Raw genomic sequence first — 26,852 nt, 5'->3', positions numbered from 1 at the left:
AAAAGGGCGTCAGGCGACGCGCCCCGCGAAGCGATCGCGCCAGGCCGGCGGCGTCTCCGGGAAGGGCAGGGCTGTCGCCTCGTAGACGCCCCGCGCCACCGCCCGCGCCAGCACGTCGGCGGCGACGCAGCCGATCTCGGTGAGATCCGCCGCGGGCATCGCACCGAGCGGGCGACGGCCGGTGGCGGCGCAGAAGACGGTGTCGCCGTCGAACGGGGCGTGGGTGATTCGCAAGGCGCGCGCGAGGCCGTCGTTCGCCTGCACGGCGACGCGGCGCGCCTGCGGCTTCGTCAGCGTCGCGTCGGTGGCGACGAGGGCGATGGTGGTGGAGGGCGGCGGGCCGCCCTTCCAGGCGAGACGCCGGCCGCGCGCGGCGACGTCCGCGGGCAGGCCGAGCCCGCCGTATTCGTCGTCGACCTCCCAGGGCGCGGCCCAGAAATGCGGGCCCTCGCCCACGATCACCGAGCCGATGGCGTTGACGATGACGAGCGCGCCGACCGTGTGGCCCGACGACGTGACGGCGGAGGCGGAGCCGAGCCCGCCCTTCAGGTCCACCGTCGTCGCGCCGTAGCCGCCGCCGGCGGTGCCCAGCGCGAAGTCGGCGCCGGCCGCCTCGCAGGCGGCGTGGCCGAGCTCGCGATAGGGCGGATAGAGGCCCCAATCCTTGTCGCCGCCGTTGAGGAGGTCGAACACGATCGCCTGCGGCACGATCGGAACGAGCGCCGGGCCGATGGCGAAGCCCCGGCCGCGGGCCCGCAGCCAGGCCTGCGCGCCGCCCGCCGCGTCGAGCCCGAAGCCGGAGCCGCCGGAGAGGACGATGGCGTCGACGCCCTCCACCGTGGCGTCGGGCTCGAGGCAGGCGGTGTCGCGGTTGCCGGGCGCGCCGCCCAGCGTCGCGACGGAGGCGACCGTCGCGCGGTCGAACAGGGCCACGGTGACGCCGGAGGCGAGGCGTTCGTCGTGGGCGTTGCCCACGGTGATCCCGGCCACGTCGGTGATGAGATTGCGCCTCCGCGACATCGGATACCTCTCGCATGATCTCGCGCAACGCGCGTTCGATCGCCATGCTGTATCACGCGCCATCACGAGCCCGCGAGAGCGGGTGCGGCGCGCTTTCCCGCAAGCCGCTTCCCTTGCTACACGATGGCCATGACCGACGTCTCGCTCTACGCCGCCCTGCTCGGGGGCCTCATCAGCTTCCTCTCGCCCTGCGTGCTGCCGCTGGTGCCGCCCTACCTGTCCTATCTGGCGGGCGTCTCCGTGGAGGAGATGCAGCGCGAGGACGATTGGGCGGTGCGGCGCAAGGCGCTGCTGACCGCGCTCGTCTTCGTGGCGGGCTTCGCGACGGTGTTCACGGCGCTCGGCGCGACGGCATCCCTGTTCGGGCAGCTGGTGCGGCAATACATGGACGTGTTCGCGACGCTGGCGGGCGTCGTCATCATCGTGATGGGGCTGCACTTCCTCGGCGTCTTCCGCATCGCGCTGCTCTACCGCGAGGCGCGCTTCCAGGGCGGATCCTCCGCGGGCTACGGCGGCGCCTACGTGATGGGGCTCGCCTTCGCCTTCGGCTGGACGCCGTGCATCGGCCCGATCCTCGCCGCCATCCTGGCGGTGGCGGGATCGGAGGCGAGCGTGGGGCGCGGCGCCTTCCTGCTGGCGGTGTACTCGGCTGGGCTCGGCATCCCCTTCATCCTCGCCGCCTTCGCCATGAAGCCCTTCGTCGCCTTCCTCAAGCGGATGAAGTCGCGCTTCGCCTACGTCGAGAAGGGCATGGGCGTGCTGCTCGTGCTCACCGGCATCGCCTTCCTCACGGGCGGCATCCAGACGGCCTCGTTCTGGCTGCTGGAGACCTTCCCGGGGCTGGCGACGCTGGGGTGAGGGCGTCGTTTGCGGAACGTTGACCGCCTTTGGGCTTTCATGCTCAACATGCAGTCGCGCATCCCGCCGGCGGCGCGAACGAGGGAGGACGGCATGACCGGGCAGAACGGACGATCCGCGTTCTGGCGAGGGGTCCTCCAGGGCCTAGCCGGGCCCGCATCCATGTTCCTCCCCGATCGGACGCCGCTCGCGGAGCGGATGGACCAGGTCTCCGTCAAGCGTGCATGGAGCGATGTCGGCGGGTATATGTGGCACGGAATCAGCGAGGAGTCGCGCCGTGGCCACGGACGTGGCCGCGTGCGCACGACCGGCTGACCGTCGGCGACCGATTCTCTCCGTCAGAGAATGATGTTCTCGTCGAACTTGTCCGGCGAGATCGGCAGCAGGAATTCCACCGCGATCCCGTTCTGGAAGTGGCGCACCACGCGGGCGGGGGTGGAGCCGACGAGCAGGCCCGCGCCGATGGCGGGGCGCTTGTCCATGGCGATGCCGGCGCCCGAGATCGAGACGTCGATGAGGCTCGCCTCGAGGACGATCCCCTCGTCGAGCTTGAGCACGACGTGCTTGTTGGTCGGGGTGATGCGCTCGTGCCGGCGATCCTCGGGCAGGCCCAGCTCGTGGCGGTTGGCGAGCCAGGTCAGCTGCGAGGCGAGCTTGTCGCGCTTGCGCGCCGTCGCCGTGATGGAGATGGCGAAGCCCTTGTCGGTGTGGCGCGCGATGACGCCCTCCACCCGGCCGATATGCTCGAAGTAGCACACGACGCGCTCGCCGATGAGCCCGCGCACGGGCGCCACCAGCGCGACGCCGCCGGGGGAGAAGTCCACCGTCTGGCAGGGATATTCCTGCCGGTTCTGCAGCATGTAGCGGCCCAGCAGGATGACCTTGACGCGTGCGTGCAGGCGCCGATCGGAGCGGCGCAGCGGCTGGGCCGCTTCCCTCTGCAGCATCATGGGCGAGCCGGTCATCGCGACGTGTGTCCTCGTGCTTCAGCTGTGCGCGAGGGACCGTAGACCCGTTTGGTTAAGGCTCGCTTTCCACGGATGCGCGACGCACGAGAACGCTGACGTGCGGTTTCAGCCGTGAGCGCGGCCGCCGTCGTGGACCACGAAGCGACGGCGCCGCTCGATGGCGTCGAGGGGCGGCTGCACCACGTCCAGCGGCCGGCCCGAAGGCCACACGACCCGCATGGACACGGTGGTGAGCGTCGTCACCGAATGAAAGCCGATCCAGGTCGGGACGATGCGCGCCGAAAGGCAGCCGAGGGCGCGGGCGTTCGGGCGCCCGCGATGGCGCAGCGGCAGGACGAGGAGCTCGAGGTCGACGGTCTCACCCTCGCCGGTCGCGCCGACGATGCCGCTGACGATCCCCGCCGTCTCGTCTACGACGATGTCGAGGTTGCGGCGCACGTCGTGGCGGGCGCGCTCGGGCCAGAGGTCGACGAGGCGGGTGTCGCGCAGCTCGCGGCCGAAGAGGGCGCACATGCGGGTGCCGGCGAGGCGGAAGCGGGCGTCGCGGTCCTCGTCGAGCTCGAGCACGAAGGCGTCCGCCAGGACGTGGCGGATCTCGCCGGGCTCGATCTCCCCACGCTCCGGGGCCGCGCGCTCGCCGCGCAGAGCGTCCCAGTACGAGAACAGCATCCGTGTCGCCGGGTGCTTCATGCAGAGCTCTCCAACACTATCGTCCGCGCGCGCCGGCCGATTCATCCCGAACCGCTCGTGCGCACGAACCGTCTCGCAACGGGGCGATGCGGTGCGTTCCGCGACGCGTGGCCCGCGCCCGTCCTTCATCGACGAGTCGCAACGCGAAGGCCATGCCCCGCGACCGCGGCGCACGCTGAAAGGTTCGGTTAACCTTAACGGAAGCTTACCCTTGCCGCGCCGCCGGCCGGCGGGCATGTTTCACGGGCTTCTGGACTTTCGCTTCGACGGGGAGGTCGGGACGGGACTTGCGCCGCCAAGAGCGCATATGCGGGCCACGCTCGCAGCCGGGACGAAGAACCGGCGTTTCGAGCCTCGAAACGAAACGGGGGAGGGCGACGAGCCCTCCCCCGATTTCGTTCTGACGACGAGCCGCGAAGCTCCGCCTCACCGCATCGCGTGGTCGTGCTGCCCGTCGAGCTGGACGCCTTCGCTCGCCACCCAGTCCTCGCGATGAGCCGCGTTGGCGCGCTTGACGTCCGGCGGCACCGCCTCGGCGGCGAGCGCCGCGAGGGCCTCGTCGAGTGGCATCGAGACCTGCTCCTGAGAGCCGAGCCTGCGGATGTTGACCGTACGCTCCGCCGCCTCGCGCTTGCCGACGACGAGGATCACCGGGATCTTGGCGTGCGAGTGCTCGCGCACCTTGTAGTTGATCTTCTCGTTGCGCGTATCCGCCTCGACCTTCAGGCCGGCGCGCTTGGCCGCCCTGGCCACCTCCTCGGCATAGCCGTCGGCCTCCGAGGTGATGGTGCACACCACCGCCTGCGTCGGCGCGATCCAGAGCGGGAAATGGCCCGCGAAATGCTCGATGAGGATGCCGAGGAAGCGCTCCATCGAGCCGCAGATGGCGCGGTGGACCATGACGGGCATCTTCTTCGTGCCGTCGGCGTCGACGTAGAAGGCGCCGAAGCGCTCCGGCAGGTTGAAGTCCACCTGCGTCGTGCCGCACTGCCAGTCGCGCCCGATCGCGTCGCGCAGGACGTACTCGAACTTCGGCCCGTAGAACGCGCCTTCGCCCGGGTTGATCGCGGTCTTCACGCGCCCGCCGGCCTTCTTCTCGATGTCGGCGAGCACGCGCGCCATCACCGCCTCGGCGTGATCCCATGAGGCGTCCGAGCCCACCCGCTTCTCGGGGCGGGTGGAGAGCTTGACGACGATTTCCTCGAAGCCGAAATCGGCGTAGGTCGAGAGGATGAGGTCGTTGATCTTCAGGCACTCCTCGGCGAGCTGCTCCTCCGTGCAGAAGACGTGCGCGTCGTCCTGGGTGAAGCCGCGCACGCGCATCAGCCCGTGCATGGCACCCGACGGCTCGTAGCGATGCACGGTCCCGAACTCGGCGAGCCGCAGCGGCAGGTCGCGGTAGGATTTCAGCCCGTGCTTGAAGATCTGCACGTGGCCCGGGCAGTTCATCGGCTTCAACGCGAACCAGCGCTTGTCCTCGGCGTCCTCGCCGGCGGACTGCACCGCGAACATGTTCTCGCGATACCAGCCCCAATGTCCGGACGTCTCCCACAGCGACGCATCGAGCACCTGCGGGGCATTGACCTCGTCGTAGGCGTCCGCCAGGCGACGGCGCATGTAGGAGACGAGGCCCTGGAACATGCTCCAGCCCTTGGCGTGCCAGAACACGACGCCGGGGCCCTCCTCCTGGAAGTGGAAGAGGTCCATCTCGCGCCCGAGCCGGCGATGGTCGCGCTTCTCCGCCTCCTCGAGCTGCTTGAGGTAGTGCTCGAGGTCCTCCTTCGAGGCCCAGGCGGTGCCGTAGATGCGCGTCAGCATCGGGTTGTTCGCGTCGCCGCGCCAATATGCGCCGGCCACCTTCATCAGCTTGAAGGCGTCGCCGATCCGCCCGGTGGAGGGCATGTGCGGGCCGCGGCAGAGGTCGAACCAGTCGCCCTGGTAGTAGATCTTCAGGTCCTGGTCGGCGGGGATCGCCTCGACGAGCTCGACCTTGAAGGCCTCGCCCTTGGCGGCGAAGACTTCCCTCGCGCGGTCGCGCGACCAGACCTCCTTGGTGAAGGGCCGGTCGGCCTTGATCAGCTCGCGCATCTTCGCCTCGATCGCGGCGAAGTCCTCGGGGGTGAAGGGCTCCTCGCGGGCGAAGTCGTAGTAGAAGCCGTTGTCGATCACCGGCCCGATCGTCACCTGCGTGCCCGGAAAGAGGCTCTGCACCGCCTCGGCGAGCACGTGCGCGCAATCGTGGCGGATCAGCTCGAGGGCGCGCGGGTCCTCGCGCGTGACGAACTCGATGCGGGCGTCCGCGCGGATCTCGTCGGCGAGATCGCGCAGCTCGCCGTCGAGCGTCATGGCGACGGCCTTCTTGGCGAGCGACTTGGCGATGGCCTCCGCCACCGCGCGGCCGGTGACCGCGTCGGGGAACTCGCGCTGCGCGCCGTCGGGAAAGGTCAGGGTGATCATCGTGGGCTCCTTGCTCACTCCTGCGTACGAGGCAGGTAAGCGGGGATGACGGCGTCGTCGGTGCTCAGCCGCGGGTCGCGCCGCCGTCGTCGGGCGCGCCCTCGCCGGTCGGGGCGTCGGAAACGGGTCCGTTGACGCCCCGCCAGCGGCCGAAGGCCCACGGCCTATACCACCGGCCCTGCGCGGGCAAGGTGTCGGGCACGTTGTCGATGCCGTGCGTCCCGAACGGCCCGCACCGGCAGATCCGCGCGAGCCCCATCCAGCCGCCGGCCCACAAGCCGTAGCGCTCGATGGCCTCCGCGACGTAGCCCGAGCAGGAGGGCAGGTGGCGGCAATTCGCACCGAGCAGCCCCGAGAGCGTCAGCTGATACCCCCGGATCGCGCCGCGCGCGGCCACGCGCGGCGCCCGCCGCGCGGCGTCCTTCGCGGCGTCGAAGAGGGTGTCGAGGGAGGTCCGGGATCGCTCGTCCGCCATGCGGGGAAGATGGGGGAGGGGAGGCGCGCGTGCAAACGGGGGGTTCGTCGTCATCCCGAACCGCGCATGCGGACCTGGAATTCAGAGCATGTGAAGTATGTTCAGGGAGAGCGCGAGCGAGTCCGTTCGCTGGAGGGCGACGCAGGCGTTACGTGGCCGCGCGCGCTACTGCGCACGCTATATCGACAACCTGTGGCTCTGGGTCCCGGGTCGCCGTTCGGCGCCCGGGATGACAGTTTTTTGCTCGGGCTCACCCCTGTCATCCCGGGCCGCGAACGCGGACCCGGGACCCAGAACACGCATGGCCAGCCTCAGGGCGCGCGAGAGCGCGTCCGTCCACCGGGAGATATGCAGGCCGTTCGCGGCCGCGCGCGTAAAGGACGTCACCCTGAACGCAGCATTCAGGCCCGGTTCAGCGCGGGGCTGGCATGAAACCTCCCACGATCGAGCCGGTTTCCGATGAAGGACGACCGGAGAGTGCGTCGCTTTCGAATTCGCTCGATCGCGTTTCGACGACGGCGCACGTGACGACGAGGACAGAACCATGCCCGCCAAGAGCTTTCCTTCGAAGACCTTTCTCGGCCGCCTCGGCCTCGCCTCCGCCGCCTGCCTGATGAGCGCGGCCGCGTGGGCGTATCCGGCGCAGGTCGCCACCGACCTCAACATGCGCGCCGGCCCGGGCACGGGCTACGGCGTCGTCTCCGTGCTGCCCGGCGGCGCCGTCGTCGACGTCGAGGGCTGCCGCGGCAGCTGGTGCCGCGTGCATTATCGCGGCCGCGAGGGCTGGGCGAGCGCCCGCTATCTCGCCGACGCGCCGCGCCGCGGCGTCCAGGGCCGCTACTACGACGACCGCCCGCCGGTTCTCTCGGCGCCGGGTTACGACTACCAGGTCGAGCGCCCCGGCTTCTCCTTCGAGTTCGGCATCGGGCCGCGCTACGACGATCGCTACGAGCGTCGCCGCCGGGTCCATCCCGATCGCGGGCCGGTGACGCGTCGCGATCGCGACGGCGACGGCTACGTCGACACGATCCGCCAGGTGCGCCCGGACGGCTCCGTGGTGGTGCGCCGCGATCGCGACGGCGATGGCGAGTTCGACACCGTGCGCATCCGCCGCCCGGACGGCTCGGTCGTCGTGCGCCGCGACTGACGCCTGCGCTTCGCGCCGAGATCCACCGGAGGCCCCGCGTCGGCGACGGCGTGGGGCCTCTCGCATGCGCCCGCGGCGCGCTGTATGGTGCGCGCCATGTCCGACCTCTTCGCCTCCGCAGGTCTCCCGAGCGGCGAGCCGCCCGCCGCGCGGCCCGATGCCGTGTCCGAGCAGGCCCCCGCACGTCCGCTCGCCGATCGCCTGCGCCCGCGCGTCCTCGCCGACGTCGTCGGGCAGGAGCATCTCGTCGGGCCCGACGGGGCGCTGACGCGGCTGATCGCATCGGGCTCGCTCGGCTCGCTCGTGTTCTGGGGGCCGCCGGGGACCGGCAAGACCACGGTGGCGCGCCTGCTCGCGGGCGAGACGAAGCTCGACTTCGTGCAGATCTCGGCCATCTTCTCGGGCGTCGCCGATCTGAAGAAGGTCTTCGAGGCCGCCCGCCAGCGCCGCGCCATGGGGCGCGGCACGCTGCTCTTCGTCGACGAGATCCACCGCTTCAACCGCGCCCAGCTCGACGCCTTCCTGCCAGTGATGGAAGACGGCACGATCACGCTCGTGGGCGCGACGACGGAGAACCCGAGCTTCGAGCTCAACGCCGCGCTCCTGTCGCGCGCCCGCGTCCTCACCTTCCGCTCCCTCGACGAGGCGGCGCTCGAGCGTCTCCTCGCCCGCGCCGAGGACGCGCAGGAGCGCCCGCTGCCGCTCGACGCGGACGCCCGCGCGGCCCTCGCGCGCATGGCGGACGGGGACGGACGTGCCGCGCTCACCCTCGCCGAGGAGGTCTGGCGCTCGGCGCGGGAGGGCGAGACCTTCGACGCGAAGGCGCTGGTCGAGATCGTGCAGCGCCGCGCGCCGCTCTACGACAAGGGGCAGGAGGGGCACTACAACCTCATCAGCGCGCTCCACAAGACGGTGCGGGGCTCCGATCCGGACGCGGCGCTCTATTATCTCGCACGCATGCTGGATGCCGGCGAGGACCGGCTGTTCATCGCGCGCCGCCTCGTGCGCATGGCGGTGGAGGACATCGGCCTCGCCGACCCGCAGGCCCTCGTCGTGGCGAACGCCGCCAAGGACGCCTTCGACTTCCTCGGCTCGCCGGAGGGCGAGCTCGCGCTCGCGCAGGCGACTGTCTACCTCGCCACCGCGCCGAAATCGAACGCGGTCTACGTGGCTTACAAGGCGGCGACGCGCGCGGCGAAGGAGCACGGCTCGCTGATGCCGCCCAAGACGATCCTCAACGCGCCCACCAAGCTCATGAAGAACGAGGGCTACGGGGCCGGATACGCCTACGATCACGACGCGCCCGACGCCTTCTCGGGCCAGGATTACTGGCCCGAGGCGCTCGGCCGCCAGCGCTTCTACGAGCCCGTGGACCGCGGCTTCGAGCGCGAGATCGGCAAGCGCCTCGACTGGTGGGAGAAGCTGCGGCGCGAGCGGCGGTAGGCGCGCAGTTCGATCTCACCCGATCTCGGTCGCCGCCGCCTCGGCAGCCCCGAGGACGTCGGCCACGAGGTCTTCCGCGTGCTCGAGGCCCGCGGAGATCCGCAGCATGCCGTCGCCGATGCCCATGGCGGCACGCTCGTCGGGCGTGAAGCGCTCGTGGGTCGTGGTGGCGGGGTGGGTGACGAGGCTCTTCGCGTCGCCGAAATTGTTGGAGATCTTCATCACCCGCAGCGCGCGGCCGAAGGCGAAGGCGCCCGCCTTGCCGCCGGCGACGTCGATGGCGAGCACGGTGCCCCCGCAGGTCATCTGGCGTCGGCACAGGTCGTAGTCCGGGCCCGACGGCAGGCCGGGATAGCGCACGCGCACGATGCCCGGCGCACCTTCCAGCGCTTGCGCCATGGCGAGCGCGTTACGCGCCTGGCGCTCGACGCGCAGCGTCAGCGTCTCGAGGCTCTTGAGCATCACCCAGGCGTTGAACGGCGAGAGCGCCGGGCCCGTATGGCGCAGCCAGGGCTGGATCTTCTCCTCGATGAAGGCTTTGCTCGCCAGCACCACGCCGCCGAGGCAGCGGCCCTGGCCGTCGATGTGCTTCGTCGCGGAATAGGTCACGACGTCCGCGCCGAGCGCGAGGGGGTTCGAGACGGTGGGGATGCCGAGCGCGTTGTCGACGACGAGGAGCGCCCCGCCCGCATGCGCGATCTCGGCGATGGCCGCGATGTCGACGAGGTCCATCGTCGGGTTGGCCGGGCTCTCCAGGAAGAGGAGCGCCGTCTCCGGGCGCATCGCCGCGCGCCAGGCCTGCGGGTCGGTCGCGTCGACGAAGGTGGTGGTTATGCCGAACTTCGGCAGGATCTCGGCCAGGATGAATCGACACGAGCCGAACAGCACCGAGGCCGCCACGACGTGGTCGCCCGCCTTCAGCGGGCCCATCAGCGCGGCCGCTACGGCGGCCATGCCGGTGGCGGTGGCGCGCGCCGCCTCGGCGCCTTCGAGCGCGGCGATGCGCTGCTCGAACATGGCGACGGTGGGGTTGCCGAAGCGCGAATAGACGAACCCGGCGCCGCTCTTGTCTTTGAACCGCGCCTCGGCCGTCTCCATGTCCGGGTAGACGAAGCCCTGCGTGAGGAACAGGGCCTCCGACGTCTCGCCGTAGGGGGAGCGATGCGCCGCCGTATGGACGGCGAGTGTGTCGGGATGGAGCGGGCGGGTTGTCTCGGTCATCTGACGATCGGTCCGTTCTGTATAACGAACGGGTTTTGCCCGAGGCTGCTCGCCCGCGCAAGGTTTTTCGGGCCCGAGCCCTCGCCGCGGCAGGTAACGGAGCGTCGCACCCCCGAGCTGGCGCGGGTATCGGCGTGCGCGATGAAGCTTGTGCGTGCGTCGGAACGGGAGCACGGTCCCCGCGGTTTGAACTGACGGGAGGAGCCCCGCGTGACCCTGTTCGCCCATCCAGACTTCGACGACCACGAGCGCATCCTGTTCGCGCACGACGCCGCGAGCGGCCTCGAGGCCATCGTCGCCATCCATTCCACCCGCCTCGGCCCCGCCGCCGGCGGCTGCCGGATGTGGCCGTACGCGAGCGAGGAGGAGGCGATCGCCGACGCGCTGCGGCTCTCGCGCGGCATGACCTACAAGAACGCGGTGGCGGGCCTCGATCTCGGCGGCGGCAAGGCGGTGATCATCGCCGATCCGCGCACGCAGAAGACGCCGGAGCTGTTGCGGGCCTTCGGCCGCGCGGTGGAGACGCTGGGCGGGCGCTACGTCACGGCGGAGGACGTGGGCGTCTCGGTCGAGGACATGGAGATCGTGCGCGAGACGACGGCGCACGTCGCCGGCCTGTCCAGCGGCGCGCATGCGTCCGGCGATCCCTCGCCGGTCACCGCGCGCGGCGTGTTCGAGGGCGTGCGTCGGGCGATGAAGGTCGCCACCGGCTCGGACGATCTCGCCGGGCGCACCGTGGCGGTGCAGGGCCTCGGGCACGTGGGGCGTCATCTGTGCGCGCTGCTGCACGCGGCGGGGGCCCGCCTCGTCGTGAGCGACATCGACCCGGCGCGCATCGCCGACGCCGAGCGCGTCTTCGACGCACGCGCGGTCGCGCCCGATGCCATCGTCGCGACGGAGGCGGACGTGTTCGCGCCTTGCGCCCTCGGCGGCGTCCTCGACGACGTGAGCATCCCGCGGCTGAAGGCCCGCATCGTCGCGGGCGCGGCCAACAACCAGCTCGCTCGGCCCGAGCACGCGGATGCGCTGCACGCCCGCGGCATCCTCTACGTGCCGGATTTCGCCTTGAATGCCGGGGGCATCATCAACGTCGCCCGCGAGATCGAAGGCCGCACGGACGAACGCTGGCTGGATGAGCGGCTCGCCCGCATGGTCGACAACATCGAGGCGATCCTCGTCGAGGCGCGCGATCGCGGGGTCTCGCCGAACGGCGTCGCGGAAGCCTTCGCGCGCGCACGGCTCGCCTGAACGCTTTCGCGCGACGACCGTTGCACCCGCGTGCGAGCGAGACGATCGTGAGCCGGCGCTGCTCGTGAATCGATGCAAACTAATGCCGGTTGCGGTCTTGCGCCCGCCGCGCCTCTTGCTTAGCTTGCGCCCGCCTGGGAACCCGCGCCTAGACGGCGTGTTGTCCCGTAATCCCAGGGCCCTCGTTCGCAGGGTCGACCGCGCGAAGATTCGACCCCGTGACGGGCGGTCCCGCCGCTCACCCGAACCCGCGTGCGCACCTTTCGCGCGCGCTCCGGCAGACGCAACGACGAGACGCGAGGGACGATGGCCGAGACCCCCATCCAGACAGCGCCGCGCATTTACTACTTGCACCACCGGCTCGTCGGCCCGCTGGGGCGCTTCGTGGAGCATTTCGACCGCATCGCGCGGCTCGGCTTCACGCACGTGCTGGTCTCGCCGATCTACGCCCCCGGCCGCTCCGGGGACACGTTCTTCCCCGCCGACCACGAGGCGGCCCATCCCGCGCTGGAGACGGAGTACGGCGCGCACGACGTCGTGCGCTGGCTGGTCGAGAAGGCGAGCGAGAAGGGCCTCGCGCTCATGCTCGACGTCGCGCCGCAGAGCTTCGCCCTCGAGCACCCCTTCGTGGAGGAGGCGCCGGACTGCTTCACCGTGCGCCGCGAGACGCCCTTCGGCATCATCGACCCGCGCCATCCGGCGAGCCCGCAGGGCACCGCCATGTCGCGCATCGCCGACAATTGCGGCGAGCGGCTGGAGGGCTTCTGGACGCCCAAGCTCGCGGCTTATGCCGAGCTCGGTGTCGCGGGCTTCCGCGCGCTCAAGCCGGCGACGCCGACCGCTCATCTGTGGGGCCGGCTGATGCAGGCCGCGCGCAACGTGAAGAGCGACACGCTGTTCATCGCCGACACGACCGGCGTGCCGCGCCCCGACGTGTTCGGGCTGCGCGGGCTCGGCTTCGACTACACGCTCTCCTCTCTGGCCTGGTGGGACTTCCGCGCGAGCTGGTATCTCGAGGAGCACGACGCGCTCTCCACGATCGCGCCTCCGATCGCGACGGTCGAGGCGCCGTTCTCCACGCGTCTCGCCGAGCGGATCAAGGACAATCGCGGGCTTCGCCCGGCCTACGAGCGCGCGTTCCACGCCGCCGCGGCGCTGGGCTCGGGGTTCCTCGCGCCCATGGGCGTCGAGGTCGCCGCGCGCCGGCCGATGGATGCGGTCGTCTCGACGCCGGAGGATTACGACCGCGCCGCCGCGGAGGCGCCTTTCGACCTCACGGAGATGGTCGAGCGTGCGAACCGGCTCGTCGCGGACACGCCGCTCCTGCGCAAGGCGCCGCTGCTGCGCCCGCTGACGGGGCCGTCCGCCCGCGTCACGGGCGTGCTGCGCACCGCCGACGATCCGCGCTTCGCGGACGAGGCGCTCCTCGTGTGCATCAACCCGGACCTCTACGAGCCCAACGACGTCTTCGCGGCGAAGCTGCGCGGGCAGATGGGCGGCACGTTCGGCGCCTTCGCGCCGGTGGAGAGCGGCTCGGCGGACGTGAGCGCGTCGGCGGGCGACCTCATCGCGCTGCATCCGGGCGAGGCCTACCTCGCCAAGGCGTTGCGCGCGACGCCCGTGAAGATCAATCGCCAGCCCGGCAAGCGCGCGGTGACGACGGCCGCCACCAAGTGGCCGCGCATCCTCGTCGACAACCTCGCGCCCTCCGTGGACCAGGGGCTCTACGCCATCAAGCGCGTCGTCGGCGACGCCGTCGTCGTGGAGGCCGACGCCCTGATGGACGGGCACGAGGTGCTCGGCGTCGAGCTGCAATGGCGCGCGCTCGACGAGGAGACGTGGCGGCGCGCGCCGATGCAGCCCATCGGCAACGACCGCTTCCAGGGCATGCTCTTCCTCGAGCGCATGGGACGGCACGAATACGTCGTCGAGGCCTGGTTCGACGTCTACCAGACCTTCTGCCGCGACCTGACGAAGAAGTTCGACGCCAAGGTCGACTATGCGCTCGACCTGGTGGAGGGCCGCCAGCACGTCGAGAAGGCGCACGGCCGCTCCACCGGCGAGCTGCGCGCGGGCCTCGACGAGATCCTCCAGCGCTACGACCGCGCCGAGGGCGACGATCGCGTGCACGTGCTGGTCTCGCCGCAGGCGCGCGCGCTGATGCGCGAGGCGGACGATCGTCCGCACGCGTCGCGCTCCTACGCTCAGCCCATCGAGGCGGAGCGGACGCAGGCGCATTTCGCGAGCTGGTACGAGCTCTTCCCGCGCTCCATGAGCGGCGACGTCCATCGCCACGGCACGCTCCGCGACGTCATCGCCCATCTGCCGCGCGTGCGCGACATGGGCTTCGACGTGCTCTACTTCCCGCCGATCCACCCGATCGGCAAGAAGAACCGCAAGGGCAAGAACAACACCCTCACACCGGGGCCCGACGATCCGGGCTCGCCCTACGCCATCGGCGCGCCGGAAGGCGGGCACGACGCGATCCATCCCGAATTGGGCACGATCGACGACTTCCGGGCGCTGCGCGCGGCGGCGGAAAAGCATGGTCTCGAGATCGCGCTCGACTTCGCCATCCAGTGCTCGCCGGACCATCCGTGGCTGAAGGAGAACCCCGGCTGGTTCGACTATCGCCCGGACGGCTCGATCAAGTACGCGGAGAACCCGCCCAAGAAGTACGAGGACATCGTCAACGTCGACTTCTACAAGCCGGAATCCATCCCGGACCTGTGGGTTACGCTGCGCGACATCGTGCTGTTCTGGTGCAAGGAGGGCGTGAGGACCTTCCGCGTCGACAACCCGCACACCAAGCCGCTGCCGTTCTGGCAATGGTTCATCGCGGACGTGAAGGCGCAGTATCCCGACGCGATCTTCCTGTCGGAAGCCTTCACCCGGCCGAAGATGATGTACGGGCTGGCCAAGATCGGCTTCACGCAGTCCTACACCTACTTCACCTGGCGCAACACGAAGTGGGAGCTGCGCTCATACTTCGAGGAGCTGGCGAACGATCCGCCGAAGGACTTCTTCCGCCCCAACCTCTTCGTCAACACGCCGGACATCAACCCGTACTACCTCCAGAGCTCCGGGCGCGCCGGCTTCCTCGTGCGCGCCTGCCTCGCCGCGACGCTCGGCGGGCTGTGGGGCGTCTATTCCGGCTTCGAGTTCCTCGAGGGCGAGCCGATCCCCGGCAAGGAGGAGTACAAGGATTCGGAGAAGTACGAGATCAAGGCGCGGAACTTCGACATGCCGGGCAACATCGTGCCCGACATCACGCGCCTCAATCGCATCCGGCGCGCCAACCCGGCGCTGCACACGCACACGAACGTGCGGTTCTACAATGCCTACAACGACGAGATCCTGTACTACGGCAAGCCGTCTCGGAACGGCGACGACATGATCCTCGTCATGGTGAACCTCAACCCGCACGTGGCGCACGAATGCGACTTCGAGGTTCCCCTATGGGAGTTCGGCTTGCCGGACGACGGCGCCGTCGACGTGGACGACCTGATCGCGGATCGGGCCTTCACCTGGCACGGCAAGCTGCACCATACTCGGCTCGATCCGTACGAGCATCCTTTCGTCATTTGGCGTATCCGACCGCACCAGGGGGCCTGACGTGGCGCGTAAGAAGTCGCTCATAACCAACACCGATCCGGTCTGGTACAAGGACGCGGTCATCTATCAATTGCACGTGAAATCGTTCTTCGATTCCGACAACGACGGCATCGGCGATTTCGCGGGGCTCATGCAGAAGCTCGACTACATCACCGAGCTCGGCGTGACCTGCATCTGGCTGCTGCCGTTCTACCCGTCGCCGCGGCGCGACGACGGGTACGACATCGCGGATTACCGCGACGTCCACCCGGAATACGGCAAGATCCGCGATTTCAAGCGCTTCGTCGAGGAAGCGCACGCGCGCGGCCTGCGCGTCGTCACCGAGCTCGTGATCAACCACACCTCGGACCAGCATCCCTGGTTCCAGAAGGCGCGGCACGCCAAGCCCGGCTCGGCGGCGCGGGACTTCTACGTGTGGTCGGACGACGACAAGAAGTATTCCGGCACGCGCATCATCTTCCTCGACACCGAGAAGTCGAACTGGACCTGGGATCCGGTGGCGAACCAGTATTTCTGGCACCGCTTCTACAGCCACCAGCCGGACCTCAACTTCGACAACCCGCGGGTTTTGAAGGAAGTCTTCTCGATCATGCGCTTCTGGCTCGACATGGGCGTCGACGGGCTGCGGCTCGACGCGGTGCCCTATCTCGTCGAGCGCGAGGGCACCAACAACGAGAACCTCCCCGAGACGCACGACATCCTCAAGAAGATCCGTGCCGAGCTCGACGCGGCCTATCCCGACCGCATGCTCCTCGCCGAGGCGAACCAGTGGCCGGAGGACACGCAGGACTATTTCGGCGACGGCGACGAATGCCACATGGCGTTCCACTTCCCGCTGATGCCGCGCATGTACATGGCGATCGCGCAGGAGGACCGCTTCCCGATCACCGACATCATGCGCCAGACACCCGAGATCCCCGAGAACTGCCAATGGGCGATCTTCCTGCGCAACCACGACGAGCTCACCCTCGAGATGGTGACCGACAAGGAGCGCGACTATCTCTGGAACACCTACGCGTCCGAGAAGCGCGCGCGCATCAATCTCGGCATCCGCCGGCGCCTGGCGCCGCTGCTCGAGCGCGACCGTCGGCGCATCGAGCTGATGAACTCGCTGCTGCTCACCATGCCCGGCACGCCCGTGATCTATTACGGCGACGAGATCGGCATGGGCGACAACATCTTCCTGGGTGACCGCGACGGCGTGCGCACGCCGATGCAGTGGACGCCCGACCGCAACGGCGGCTTCTCGCGCGCCGACCCCGCGCGCCTGACGCTGCCGCCGATCCAGGATCCGCTCTACGGCTACGACCGCGTCAACGTGGAGAGCCAGGAGCGCGACGCGTCCTCGCTGCTCAACTGGACGCGCCGCATGCTCGCGGTGCGCAAGCAGCACGCGGCCTTCGGGCGCGGCACGATCCGCTTCCTGCGCCCCGCCAACCGCAAGATCCTCGCCTATCTGCGCGAGCTCGACGGCGACATCATCCTGTGCGTCGCCAACGTCTCGCGTCAGGCGCAGGCGGTGGAGCTCAATCTCGGCGAGTTCGCCGGCAGCATCCCGGTCGAGCTCTCCGGCGGCGCGGCGTTCCCGCAGATCGGCCAATTGCCCTACCTGCTGACGCTGCCGCCCTACGGCTTCTACTGGTTCCAGCTCTCGCAGACGGTCGAGCCGCCGAACTGGTCCACCGCGACCGCCGGCATCGAGCCCGAGCACCTCACCTTCGTGCTGCGCCGCGGCGTGGCCGAGATCGTGGAAGGCAAGAACCGCGAGCAGCTCGAGCGCGACGTGCTGCCCGGCTATGCCGCGAATCGCCGCTGGTTCCAGCGCAAAGACGAGGCGATCAAGCGCGTCTCGCTCTTGAGCGCGCTGCCCCTGCCCAACGCGGGGCGCGACATCCTCATGGCGCTCGTCGAGATCGAGACCGCGTCGGGGGCGGAGCGCTATGCCCTGCCGCTCGCGATCTCGTGGGACGACGAGACGCCGGCGCCCTTCGCTCCGCAGCTCGCCATGGCGCGGGTGCGGATGGGACGGCGGGTGGGCTATCTCACCGACGGCTTCGCCATGCCCGGCTTCGCCCGCGCCCTGACGCAGGGGCTCGGGGAGAACGCGGTGATCCGCACGGAGACGGGCGAGATCCGCTTCCGCGCCACCTCGCACTTCACCGACAACGCGCCCGAGTCGGAGTCCGAGATCGAGTGGCTCACGGCCGAGCAGTCGAACTCGACGCTCATCGTCGGCCGCAAGGCGGTGTTCAAGCTCCTGCGCAAGCTCACGCCCGGCATCCATCCGGAAGCCGAGATGAGCCGCTATCTCACGGAGAACGGCTTCGCCAACGCGCCGCCGCTCCTCGGCGAGGCGGTGCACGTGGGCGAGGACGGCGCGCAGACGACGGTCTCCATCGTCCAGGGCTTCGTCCTCAACCAGGGCGACGGCTGGCAGTGGACGCTGAACTATCTCGACCGCGCCATCGACGAGATATCCGCCCATACCGAGGAGGAGAACGGCGAGAACGGCTACCGCTTCGAGACCTATGCCGCCTTTGCCGGCAATCTCGGCCGGCGCCTGGCCGAGATGCACGCCATCCTCGCACGCGACACCGACGATCCCGAGTTCCGTCCCGAGACCGCGGACGCGGCCGAGGTGGAGCGCGTTCGCACCTCCGTGCGCGGCCAGCTCCAGGCGGCCTTCGCCGCCATCGAGGCGTACGGCGAGTGGGATCACGAGGAGGACGCCGCCCAGGCGCGCGGGCTCCTCGAGAAGCGCGACCGCCTGCTCGCGCTCGTCGACGAGAAGGCCGGATCGCTCCTGGGCACGCCGCGCATCCGGGTGCACGGGGACCTGCATCTGGGCCAGATCCTGGTGGCCGGCAGCGACGTCATGATCATCGACTTCGAGGGCGAGCCGGCGAAGTCGCTCGACGAGCGCCGCGCCAAGGCGAGCCCGCTGCGGGACCTCGCCGGGGTGATCCGCTCGTTCGACTACGCGGCGTCCAACCTCAAGAAGCATCGTCACACACCGCAGGGGCCGCTCACGGAAGCGCGCGGCGCCCAGCTGCGGTCCCTGTTCCGCCAGATCGCGGAGGAGGCCTTCCTCGAGGCCTATGGCGAGGTCGATCCGGCGAGCGTGAAGAACCCCGCGCTCCTCGACCTCTTCATCCTCGAGAAGGCCGCCTACGAGATTTCGTACGAAGCGGCGAACCGGCCCGCGTGGCTCGACGTACCCTTGAACGGGTTCGCCCACGTGGCCGAGCGCCTGCTCAACGCCAACGAGGAGCCATCCTGATGAATCAGACGACCCACGCGCCTGAGATCGAGGGAGTGGAAGCCGCTGCCATGGAGGCGCTCGCCGGGCGCCTCACGGATCCCTTCGCCTTTCTCGGCATGCACGAGACGGGGCAGGGGCCCGTGGTCCGCGCCTTCCTTCCCGGTGCGAAGGCGGTCGAGGTCGTCTCGCGCGAGAACGGGGAGGTCCTCGGTCGCCTCAACGAGGTGCGCGAGGGCCTTCACGCGGGGCTGGTCAGCCGCCGCGAACGCTACGTCCTGCGCATCACCTGGCCGGGCACGGTGCAGGACACGGAAGACCCCTATTCCTTCGGGATCGTGCTCGGCGAGCTCGACCTGCACCTCTTCTCGGAGGGGGCCCACTGGGATCTCGCCGAGCGCTTCGGCGCGCAGCCGACGGAGCACGAAGGCGTCCACGGCGTCGCCTTCTCCGTCTGGGCGCCGAACGCACGGCGGGTCTCCGTCATCGGCGACTTCAATTCCTGGGACGGGCGTCGCCATCCCATGCGGCTTCGCCATTCGGCGGGCATCTGGGAGCTGTTCGTGCCGCGGATCGGCCCGGGCGAGCGCTACAAGTACGAGATCGTGGGCGCCAGCGGCGAGACGCTGTCGCCCAAGGCCGATCCGCTGGCGCGCCGCACCGAGGCGCCGCCCGCGACGGCCTCCATCGTCGCCGCACCCCACGCCTTCCGCTGGACGGACGAGGAATGGATGGCACGTCGCGGCGCCCGCCAGGGCCCGACGAAGCCGATGGCCGTCTACGAGGTGCATCCCGCCTCCTGGCTGCGCCCCGAGGGCGAGCCGCACGGCATCCTCGACTGGGACAAGCTCGCCGAGACGCTGATCCCCTACGTCGCGGATCTGGGCTTCACCCATATCGAGCTGATGCCGATCATGGAGCACCCCTTCGGCGGATCCTGGGGCTACCAGCCGCTCTCGATGTTCGCGCCCTCTGCTCGCTACGGCACGCCGGAAGGGTTCGCGCGCTTCATCGACGCCTGCCACAGGGCGGAGATCGGCGTCATCCTCGACTGGGTGCCCGCGCACTTCCCTACCGATCCGCACGGGCTCGCCCGCTTCGACGGCTCGGCGCTCTACGAGCACGAGGACCCGCGCGAGGGCTTCCACCAGGACTGGAACACCTACATCTACAACATGGGCCGGCGCGAGGTGCAGGGCTTCCTCATCGCCTCGGCGCTGTGGTGGGTGGAGACCTTCCACGTCGACGCGCTGCGCGTGGACGCCGTGGCTTCCATGCTCTACCGCGACTATTCCCGCGCCCATGGCCAGTGGGTCCCCAACCGCTTCGGCGGGCGCGAGAACCTCGAGGCCATCGACTTCCTCAAGCGCATGAACCAGATCGTGCAGGAGCGCGCGCCGGGCGCCATCACGATCGCGGAGGAATCCACCGCCTTCCCGGGCGTGTCGCAGCCGGTCTCCCAGGGCGGGCTCGGCTTCTCCTACAAGTGGAACATGGGCTGGATGCACGATACGCTCCACTACATGGAGCGCGAGCCGCTGTACCGCTCGTATCACCACAACGAGATGACGTTCGGGCTCGTCTACGCCTTCTCGGAGAAGTTCGTCCTGCCGATCTCCCACGACGAGGTCGTGCACGGCAAGGGCTCGCTCATCGGCAAGATGCCCGGGGACGAGTGGCAGAAGCTCGCCAACCTGCGCGCCTATCTCGGCTTCATGTGGACGCATCCGGGCAAGAAGCTCCTCTTCATGGGCTGCGAGATCGGCCAGCATCGCGAGTGGAGCCACGACGGCGAGATCGAGTGGGCGCTCCTGCAGAACCAGAGCCATGCCGGCCTGCAGATGCTCGTGCGCGACCTCAACAAGCTCTACGCCCGCGAGCCCGCGCTCCACGCCACCGACGCCGAGCCGTCGGGGTTCGACTGGATCATCGGCGACGATGCGACGAACTCGGTCTTCGCCTACGTCCGCAAGGGCGGGGAGGGCGGCCACCCGCTCCTCGTCGTCCTCAACATGACCCCCGTGCCGCGCCACGACTATCGCATCGGCGTGCCGGAGGCGGGGACGTGGCGCGAGGTGATCAATTCGGACGCGCAGATCTACGGCGGCTCGAACCTCGGCAATGCCGGCGGCGTTGAGAGCCAGCCCGTGGAGACCCATGGGCGGCCCAATTCCCTGAGCCTCACCTTGCCGCCGCTCTCCGCGTGCGTCTTCCGACACGAAGGCTGACCATTCCCATGCCGCTTCTCCCCGACCGGCTGTCGCCGGGTTCCGCCTACCCTCTCGGCGCGACCTGGGACGGTCTCGGCGTGAACTTCGCCGTGTTCTCCGCCCATGCCGAGCGGATCGAATTGTGCCTGTTCGATCCGTCCGGTCGGCGCGAGATCGCGCGCTACGACCTGCCGGAATGGACGGACGAGGTCTGGCACGGCTACCTGCCGCACGTGAAGCCGGGCCTGCTCTACGGCTTTCGGGCCTACGGGCCGTACGAGCCGCACAACGGCCACCGCTTCAACCCCAACAAGCTCCTCGTCGATCCCTACGCCAAGGCGCTGCACGGCGAGACGCGCTGGACGGACGCGCTCTTCGGCTATCGCGTGCTCTCGCCGCGCGGAGACCTGTCCTTCGACCGGCGCGACAGCGCGCCGGCGGTGCCCAAGGGCGTCGTCGTCGACGATTCCTTCACCTGGGGCGACGACCGGCCGCCCAACGTCCCCTGGTCGGAGACGGTGATCTACGAGGCGCACGTGAAGGGGCTCACCAAGCTCCTCGACGACGTGCGCATCCCCGAGCGCGGCACCTATTCCGCGCTCGCCCATCCCGCCGTGATCGAGCATCTCAAGCGCCTCGGCGTGACGGCGGTGGAGCTCCTGCCGATCCACGCCTTCCTGCAGGACCGGTTCCTGCAGGAGAAGGGGCTCGTCAATTACTGGGGCTACAACACGCTCTCCTTCTTCGCCCCCGAGCCGCGCTACATGATGCCCGGCGGCGACAACGACGACCTGCGCATCGCCATCCGCCGCCTGCACGCGGCCGGCATCGAGGTCATCCTCGACGTCGTCTACAACCACACCTGCGAGGGCGACGAGCAGGGGCCGACGATCTCCTGGCGCGGCTTCGACCACGCGAGCTACTACCGCCTCCTGCCGGACAACAAGCGCCATTGCATCAACGACACCGGCACCGGCAACACGGTGAACCTGTCGAACGCCCGCGTCCTGCAGATGGTGATGGACAGCCTGCGCTATTGGGCGACGTCCTACCGGGTCGACGGCTTCCGCTTCGATCTGGGCGTCACGCTCGGGCGCGAGCCGCACGGCTTCGACCCCGGCGCCGGCTTCTTCGACGCGTTGCGCCAGGATCCGATCCTGTCGCGCAAGAAGCTGATCTCCGAGCCCTGGGACATCGGCCCCGGCGGCTACCAGCTCGGTCATCATCCGCCCTCCTTCGCGGAATGGAACGACCGGTTCCGCGACGGCGTGCGCCGCTATTGGCGCGGCGACGGCGGGCTGCGCTCGGATCTCGCGGCGCGGCTGTCGGGATCGGGCGACGTCTTCGACCGGCGCGCGCGCCGTCCCTGGGCCTCGGTGAACTTCCTCGCGGCGCACGACGGCTACACGTTGGCCGACATCGTCGCCTACGAGCAGAAGCACAACGAGGCCAACGGCGAGGACAATCGCGACGGCCATTCCGAGAACTACTCCCGCAACTGGGGTGCGGAGGGGCCGACGGACGACGAGGGCATCAACGCCGTGCGCGGTCGCGTCATGCGTTCCATGCTGACGACGATGTACGCCGCGCTCGGCACGCCGATGCTGGTCGCGGGCGACGAGTTCGGCCGCACCCAGCACGGCAACAACAATGCCTACGCCCAGGACAACGAGATCTCCTGGCTCGACTGGTCGGTGGCCCGATCGGAGACCGGCCAGGCGCTCACCGCCTTCACGGCGCGGCTCGCGGAGATCCGGCGCGACCACCCGATCATCCGCTGCCGCCGCTTCCTCTACGGCCAGGAGATCGCCGACGGCATCCGCGATCTCGAATGGTTCGACGAGAACGGCGGCACGCCCTCCCCGGACGATTGGAACGACCCGGAGAAGCGCGCGCTCCTGATGCGCCGGGCACAGCTGCGGGACGACGGTGCGGTCGAGATCGTGGCGCTTCTCCTCAACGGCTCGGAGGACACGATCCGCTTCACGTTGCCCGGGCCCGGCGACGATTGGCGCCTGCTGCTCGACGCCGCCGATCCCGAGCGCGGCGAGGAGCCGATCGGGGCGGCGAGCTACGAGGTCACGGACCATTCCGCCGTGCTCCTCGCCGCGACCTTCGTGCCGGGCGAGGGTGCGTGATGGGCGCCGACCGGCGCCGGCACCGCCCCTCGGGGCGGTCGACGCCCGCAGGGCGGCGGGTGGGGGCGAGAGCGATCGCCGGTTCGCCCCCTCCGGGCGGCTGCGCGGCCCACCTCCCCTGCGGCGAGGTTTCGACGCCGACACTCGATTGAACCCGAACTCCCGACGAGGAGACGCAATCCATGGCCCGCCATGCCCATCCCACGCTCTGGGGCGCGAGCCTGGTCTCACCGGGCCGCACGTGCTTTCGCCTCTGGGCGCCGATCCAGCGCCAGCCGCACCTCGCCATCGAGGGCCGCGAGCCCGTTCCCATGCGCAAGCAGGACGCCGGCTGGTTCGAGGTGGAGGTCGAATGCGGAGCGGGGACGCCCTACCGCTATCGCCTCGACGACGGCAAGCTCGTGCCCGATCCCGCCTCGAAGGCGCAGGCGAAGGACGTGCACGACCCGTCCATCGTCGTCGATCCGCACGCGTTCGACTGGCGCAACGACGGCTGGCGCGGTCGCCCGCTCGAGGAGCTCGTCCTCTACGAGGCCCATGCCGGTCTCCTCGGCGGGTTCGAGGGCGTGCGCGGGCATCTGAAGGCGCTCGCAGATCTCGGCATCACCGCCATCCAGCTGATGCCGATCGGCGCCTTTCCGGGGTCGCGCAACTGGGGCTACGACGGCGTGCTTCCCTACGCGCCGGATGCCGCCTACGGCACGCCCGACGACTTGAAGCGCCTCGTCGACGAGGCGCACGGGCTCGGGCTGCAGGTCTTCCTCGACGTGGTCTACAACCATTTCGGGCCCGACGGGAACTACCTCCACGCCTATGCGGAGCCCTTCTTCCGCAACGACATCCATACGCCCTGGGGCGCGGCGATCGACTTCCGGCGCCACGAGGTCCGGCGCTTCTTCGCCGACAACGTCCTCATGTGGCTGATGGAATATCGCGTCGACGGCCTGCGCTTCGACGCCGTCCACGCCATTCCCGAGCGGGACTGGCTCGACGAGGTCGCCGCCGAGGTGCGCCGCACGATCGAGCCCGGGCGCCACGTCCACCTCGTCCTCGAGAACGAGGAGAACGATCCCGGCTATCTCGGCCGCGAGATCGACGCGCAGTGGAACGACGACTTCCACCATTGCGTCCACGTGATGCTCACGGGCGAGGACCAGTCCTATTACGGCAACTACGTCCGCGACACGGCCGGCAAGCTCGCCATCGCGCTGGAGGAAGGCTTCGTCTACCAGGGCCAGGCGCCGGAGAACGGGATCGGGCACCCGCGCGGCGCGCCCTCGGGACACCTGCCGCCGACCGCCTTCGTCGCCCACATCCAGAACCACGACCAGGTCGGCAACCGCGCCTTCGGGGACCGGCTCACGACGCTGGTCGAACGCGAGGCGCTGGACGCCGCCACCGCGCTGCATCTGCTGTGCCCGCAATTGCCGATGATCTTCATGGGCGAGGAGACCGGGGCGAAGGAGCCGTTCCTTTTCTTCACCGATTACCACGACGATCTCGCCGACGCCGTGCGCGAAGGGCGCCGGCGCGAGTTCAAGGACTTCCCGGAATTCGCCGACCCGCAGATCCGCGCGCGCATCCCCGACCCGAACGCGCCCGAGACCTTCGCGCGCTCGCGCCCGGCGATCGCCGGGGAGGGCGGCGATGAGGCCGTGCTCGCCCTCTATCGGCGGCTCCTCGCCGCGCGGGCGCAGCAGATCGTCCCGCGCCTCGCCGGCGCGCGGGCGCAGAGCGCGGAGGTCGTGAACGAGAAGGCCGTGATCGGCCGCTGGCGCATGGGCGACGGTGCGCACCTGGTGCTGCTGTCGAACCTCGGCGCCGATCCCGCGCCGCTCGGCGTGCTCGCCGTTCCGACGATCGAGCCCTTCGTCGTCGTCGGCCGGCCGATCGCCGCGGGCGCCGTGCCGGCCCACACCACCATCGCCTGGCTCGAGGAGGCCGCCTGATGGCCGACGCCCTGCACGCATTGGCGGAGGAGGCGGGCCTCCACATCCGCTGGGAAGACTTCAAGGGCCGCCCCCAGGAGGTCTCACAGGAGACGCTCCGGCGGGTGCTCGCCGCCATGGGCCTGCCCGCCGACGGCGAGAGCGACGTCGCGGACAGCCGCGCGCGCCTGCGCGAGGAGGCGGGCTCCGGCCTCTCCTTCCTGACGACGGAGGTGGGGCAATCCACGCTCCTGCCGCCGGCCTTCGTCGATCACGCGGTTGCGGTTCTGCGCCACGAGCACGGCGGGCGTCGCGAGATGCGCCTCGCGCCCACCGCCGGGGGCATGGCGCTGCCCCCGATCCTGGAGCCCGGCTATCACGGGCTCGAGATCGGCGACCACCACATCACCCTCGCCGTCGCGCCGGCGCACGGCGTGCGCATCGAGGATCTGGCGCGCGGGCGCGACGTCTTCGGGCTCGCCGCGCAGATCTACTCGCTGCCGCCGCGCGACGGCGAGGAGTTCGGCGATTTCGGCTCGCTGGCGGCCTATGCGGAGGCGGCCGGGCACGCCGGCGCGGACGCGGTGGCGATGAGCCCCACGCACGCGCTCTTCGCCGCCGACGCGAGCCGCTTCAGCCCGTACTCGCCCTCGACGCGCCTGTTCCACAACGTCCTCTACGCCGACCCGACGCCGCTCTTCGGCCCGCTCGACGACCTGCCGGCGCCCGAGGCGCCGCCGCGGGCCGAGCTCGTGGACTGGTCGGCGGGTGCGCGCATCAAGCTCGCGCGACTGCGGGCGCTCTACGAGCGCTTCGAGCAGGCCGGCGACGTGCGGCTGCGGGGCGACTTCGCCGCCTTCCGCGCCGAGGGCGGAAGCCTGCTCGAGCTCCACGCCCGCTACGAGGCGCTCCACGCCCGTCACGGCGGTGGCGGCTTTCACGATTGGCCCCAGGCCTTCCGCGATCCCGCGAGCCCGGAAGTGGAAGCCTTCTGCCGCGAGAACGTGCGCGAGGTGGCCTTTCACGCCTTCCTGCAATGGCTCGCCGAGCGCGCCCTCGCGGACGCCCAGCGTCGCGCGAAGGGGGCCGGCATGGCGATCGGCCTCGTCGCCGATCTCGCGGTGGGCATGGACGGCGGCGGCAGCCACGTCTGGTCGCGCCGCGAGGACGTGCTCGACGGCCTCTCCATCGGCGCGCCGCCGGACCTGCTCGGGCCCACCGGGCAGGATTGGGGCTTGACCAACTTCTCGCCGCGCGCGCTGCAGGCGACGGGCTTTGCGCCCTTTCTCGCCACCCTGCGCGCGGCCCTGCGCTGCGGTGGCGGCGTGCGCATCGACCACGCCATGGGGCTTCGGCGCCTGTGGGTCGTGCCCGAGGGCATGACCCCGCACGACGGCTGCTACATCTCCTATCCGGAAGAGGACATGCTGCGGCTCGTCGCGCTGGAATCGCATCGTTCCGGCGGGCTCGTCATCGGCGAGGATCTCGGCACCGTCCCGCCGGGCTTCCGGCCCAAGCTCGATCGCGCCGGCGTGCTCGGCATGCGGGTCCTGTGGTTCGAGCGCGGGGCGCACGGCGCCTACACGCCGCCGGCGGACTATGCCCGGCATGCGGCCTCGATGACGACGACGCACGACCTCCCCACCGTCGCCGGCTGGTGGCGCGGCAACGACGTCGACTGGCGCAAGCGCGTCGGCCACGGAGACGCCGATTTCCACGAGACGCAGCACGCCGAGCGCGAGACCGATCGCGGCAAGCTCTGGGACGCCTTCGTCGAAGCCGGCACCGCCGAGGGCGCGCCCCCGGCGATGGAGGACACCGACGCGGTGGTCGACGCCGCTCTGGGGTTCGTGGCGAAGACCGCGTCGAACCTCGCCATCGTCCCGGCGGAGGACCTGCACGGCCTCGTCGAGCAGCCCAACCTGCCGGGAACCCTCGACGAGCACCCGAATTGGCGTAGACGCCTTCCGCCGGACGCCCTCGACGATCCCGCCGCCCGCCGCCGGATGGCACTCCTCGCCAAGGCCCGGCCCAGGGGGACTGAGTGAGGCTCTTCGTTCCTCCTTCCCTGTAGGGGAAGGTGGCGCCGGCGTAGCCGGTGACGGATGGGGCGCGGCGAATGCCGCGTTCCGCGCAGCGGAAGGGATGGCGGGCGATCGGACGCGCCGCATCGAT

General features: G+C 70.1%; 16 protein-coding genes. 10 read left to right on the top strand and 6 right to left on the bottom strand.

The genetic code is table 11. From position 1 onward, the window contains the following. Positions 1-9 precede the first annotated feature (9 nt). On the bottom strand, positions 10-1,020 hold the full coding sequence (locus tag IEX89_RS08680) for a P1 family peptidase (protein WP_188911739.1): 1,011 nt from the start codon (positions 1,018-1,020) through the stop codon (positions 10-12). A 129-nt stretch (positions 1,021-1,149) separates the two neighbouring features. Between IEX89_RS08680 and IEX89_RS08675 the strand changes: the two genes are divergently transcribed. Then, the gene (locus IEX89_RS08675; protein ID WP_188911737.1) at positions 1,150-1,878 is read left to right on the top strand and encodes a cytochrome c biogenesis CcdA family protein; all 729 of its coding nucleotides are present in this window, start codon (positions 1,150-1,152) and stop codon (positions 1,876-1,878) included. Positions 1,879-2,216: 338 nt separating this feature from the next. On the opposite strand, the gene IEX89_RS08670 is transcribed toward IEX89_RS08675, so the two are convergent. From IEX89_RS08670 to yidD, 4 genes are all read right to left on the bottom strand, one after another. Continuing rightward, a complete protein-coding gene (locus tag IEX89_RS08670) occupies positions 2,217-2,843 on the bottom strand; it encodes a PilZ domain-containing protein (protein ID WP_244645205.1) in 627 nt (208 codons plus the stop codon). Positions 2,844-2,951: 108 nt separating this feature from the next. After that, positions 2,952-3,536 (bottom strand): PAS domain-containing protein, encoded by a 585-nt coding sequence (locus tag IEX89_RS08665; protein WP_188911735.1) that lies wholly within the window; start codon positions 3,534-3,536, stop codon positions 2,952-2,954. 426 nt (positions 3,537-3,962) lie between these two features. Continuing rightward, a complete protein-coding gene (gene thrS, locus IEX89_RS08660; protein ID WP_188911734.1) occupies positions 3,963-5,993 on the bottom strand; it encodes a threonine--tRNA ligase in 2,031 nt (676 codons plus the stop codon). Between the two features lie 64 nt (positions 5,994-6,057). Continuing rightward, positions 6,058-6,468, bottom strand: a complete 411-nt coding sequence (gene yidD / locus IEX89_RS08655) for a membrane protein insertion efficiency factor YidD (protein WP_188911732.1) — start codon at positions 6,466-6,468, stop codon at positions 6,058-6,060. A gap of 544 nt (positions 6,469-7,012) precedes the next feature. Here yidD and IEX89_RS08650 point away from each other — a divergent pair. Both IEX89_RS08650 and IEX89_RS08645 read left to right on the top strand, forming a co-directional pair. Then, entirely contained in the window at positions 7,013-7,615 is a 603-nt protein-coding gene (locus IEX89_RS08650; RefSeq protein ID WP_188911730.1) for an SH3 domain-containing protein, read from the top strand. A gap of 96 nt (positions 7,616-7,711) precedes the next feature. Next, positions 7,712-9,058, top strand: coding sequence for a replication-associated recombination protein A (locus IEX89_RS08645; RefSeq protein WP_188911728.1), 1,347 nt, complete (start codon positions 7,712-7,714; stop codon positions 9,056-9,058). A 15-nt stretch (positions 9,059-9,073) separates the two neighbouring features. Here IEX89_RS08645 and metZ read toward each other — a convergent pair whose 3' ends face one another. Then, positions 9,074-10,279 (bottom strand): O-succinylhomoserine sulfhydrylase, encoded by a 1,206-nt coding sequence (gene metZ, locus IEX89_RS08640; RefSeq protein WP_188911726.1) that lies wholly within the window; start codon positions 10,277-10,279, stop codon positions 9,074-9,076. A gap of 210 nt (positions 10,280-10,489) precedes the next feature. Here metZ and IEX89_RS08635 point away from each other — a divergent pair, with 210 nt between their 5' ends. From IEX89_RS08635 to malQ, 7 genes are all read left to right on the top strand, one after another. Further along, positions 10,490-11,527, top strand: a complete 1,038-nt coding sequence (locus tag IEX89_RS08635) for a Glu/Leu/Phe/Val dehydrogenase dimerization domain-containing protein (protein WP_188911724.1) — start codon at positions 10,490-10,492, stop codon at positions 11,525-11,527. Between the two features lie 306 nt (positions 11,528-11,833). Further along, positions 11,834-15,142 (top strand): maltotransferase domain-containing protein, encoded by a 3,309-nt coding sequence (locus tag IEX89_RS08630; protein WP_188911722.1) that lies wholly within the window; start codon positions 11,834-11,836, stop codon positions 15,140-15,142. Position 15,143: 1 nt separating this feature from the next. Next, positions 15,144-18,422, top strand: coding sequence for a maltose alpha-D-glucosyltransferase (gene treS / locus IEX89_RS08625; protein ID WP_188911720.1), 3,279 nt, complete (start codon positions 15,144-15,146; stop codon positions 18,420-18,422). Then, entirely contained in the window at positions 18,422-20,629 is a 2,208-nt protein-coding gene (gene glgB / locus IEX89_RS08620) for a 1,4-alpha-glucan branching protein GlgB (RefSeq protein ID WP_188911718.1), read from the top strand. The genes treS and glgB overlap by 1 nt, the downstream gene beginning before the upstream one ends. An 8-nt stretch (positions 20,630-20,637) precedes the next feature. Next, positions 20,638-22,749 (top strand): glycogen debranching protein GlgX, encoded by a 2,112-nt coding sequence (gene glgX, locus IEX89_RS08615; RefSeq protein ID WP_188911716.1) that lies wholly within the window; start codon positions 20,638-20,640, stop codon positions 22,747-22,749. Between the two features lie 182 nt (positions 22,750-22,931). Then, positions 22,932-24,698, top strand: coding sequence for a malto-oligosyltrehalose trehalohydrolase (treZ, locus tag IEX89_RS08610; protein ID WP_188911714.1), 1,767 nt, complete (start codon positions 22,932-22,934; stop codon positions 24,696-24,698). Beyond that, positions 24,698-26,725, top strand: a complete 2,028-nt coding sequence (gene malQ, locus IEX89_RS08605) for a 4-alpha-glucanotransferase (protein ID WP_188911711.1) — start codon at positions 24,698-24,700, stop codon at positions 26,723-26,725. The genes treZ and malQ overlap by 1 nt, the downstream gene beginning before the upstream one ends. The last annotated feature ends 127 nt before the right edge of the window (positions 26,726-26,852 follow it).

It is taken from the genome of Salinarimonas ramus, from assembly GCF_014645695.1.
Lineage (GTDB): Bacteria > Pseudomonadota > Alphaproteobacteria > Rhizobiales > Beijerinckiaceae > Salinarimonas > Salinarimonas ramus.
The sequence above is the reverse complement of the archived record's forward strand: the minus strand, read 5'-3'. Positions and strand labels throughout refer to the sequence as shown.

Excerpts from the sequence above, each read along its gene's own strand:
- thrS (WP_188911734.1), bottom strand. The coding sequence starts at position 5,993 with ATGATCACCCTGACCTTTCCCGACGGCGCGCAGCGCGAGTTCCCCGAC.
- metZ (WP_188911726.1), bottom strand. The coding sequence starts at position 10,279 with ATGACCGAGACAACCCGCCCGCTCCATCCCGACACACTCGCCGTCCAT.
- treZ (WP_188911714.1), top strand. The coding sequence starts at position 22,932 with ATGGCCCGCCATGCCCATCCCACGCTCTGGGGCGCGAGCCTGGTCTCA.
- glgB (WP_188911718.1), top strand. The coding sequence starts at position 18,422 with ATGAATCAGACGACCCACGCGCCTGAGATCGAGGGAGTGGAAGCCGCT.
- IEX89_RS08675 (WP_188911737.1), top strand. The coding sequence starts at position 1,150 with ATGACCGACGTCTCGCTCTACGCCGCCCTGCTCGGGGGCCTCATCAGC.
- IEX89_RS08630 (WP_188911722.1), top strand. The coding sequence starts at position 11,834 with ATGGCCGAGACCCCCATCCAGACAGCGCCGCGCATTTACTACTTGCAC.
- IEX89_RS08665 (WP_188911735.1), bottom strand. The coding sequence starts at position 3,536 with ATGAAGCACCCGGCGACACGGATGCTGTTCTCGTACTGGGACGCTCTG.
- malQ (WP_188911711.1), top strand. The coding sequence starts at position 24,698 with ATGGCCGACGCCCTGCACGCATTGGCGGAGGAGGCGGGCCTCCACATC.
- IEX89_RS08670 (WP_244645205.1), bottom strand. The coding sequence starts at position 2,843 with ATGACCGGCTCGCCCATGATGCTGCAGAGGGAAGCGGCCCAGCCGCTG.
- IEX89_RS08680 (WP_188911739.1), bottom strand. The coding sequence starts at position 1,020 with ATGTCGCGGAGGCGCAATCTCATCACCGACGTGGCCGGGATCACCGTG.
- glgX (WP_188911716.1), top strand. The coding sequence starts at position 20,638 with ATGCCGCTTCTCCCCGACCGGCTGTCGCCGGGTTCCGCCTACCCTCTC.
- IEX89_RS08650 (WP_188911730.1), top strand. The coding sequence starts at position 7,013 with ATGCCCGCCAAGAGCTTTCCTTCGAAGACCTTTCTCGGCCGCCTCGGC.
- yidD (WP_188911732.1), bottom strand. The coding sequence starts at position 6,468 with ATGGCGGACGAGCGATCCCGGACCTCCCTCGACACCCTCTTCGACGCC.
- IEX89_RS08645 (WP_188911728.1), top strand. The coding sequence starts at position 7,712 with ATGTCCGACCTCTTCGCCTCCGCAGGTCTCCCGAGCGGCGAGCCGCCC.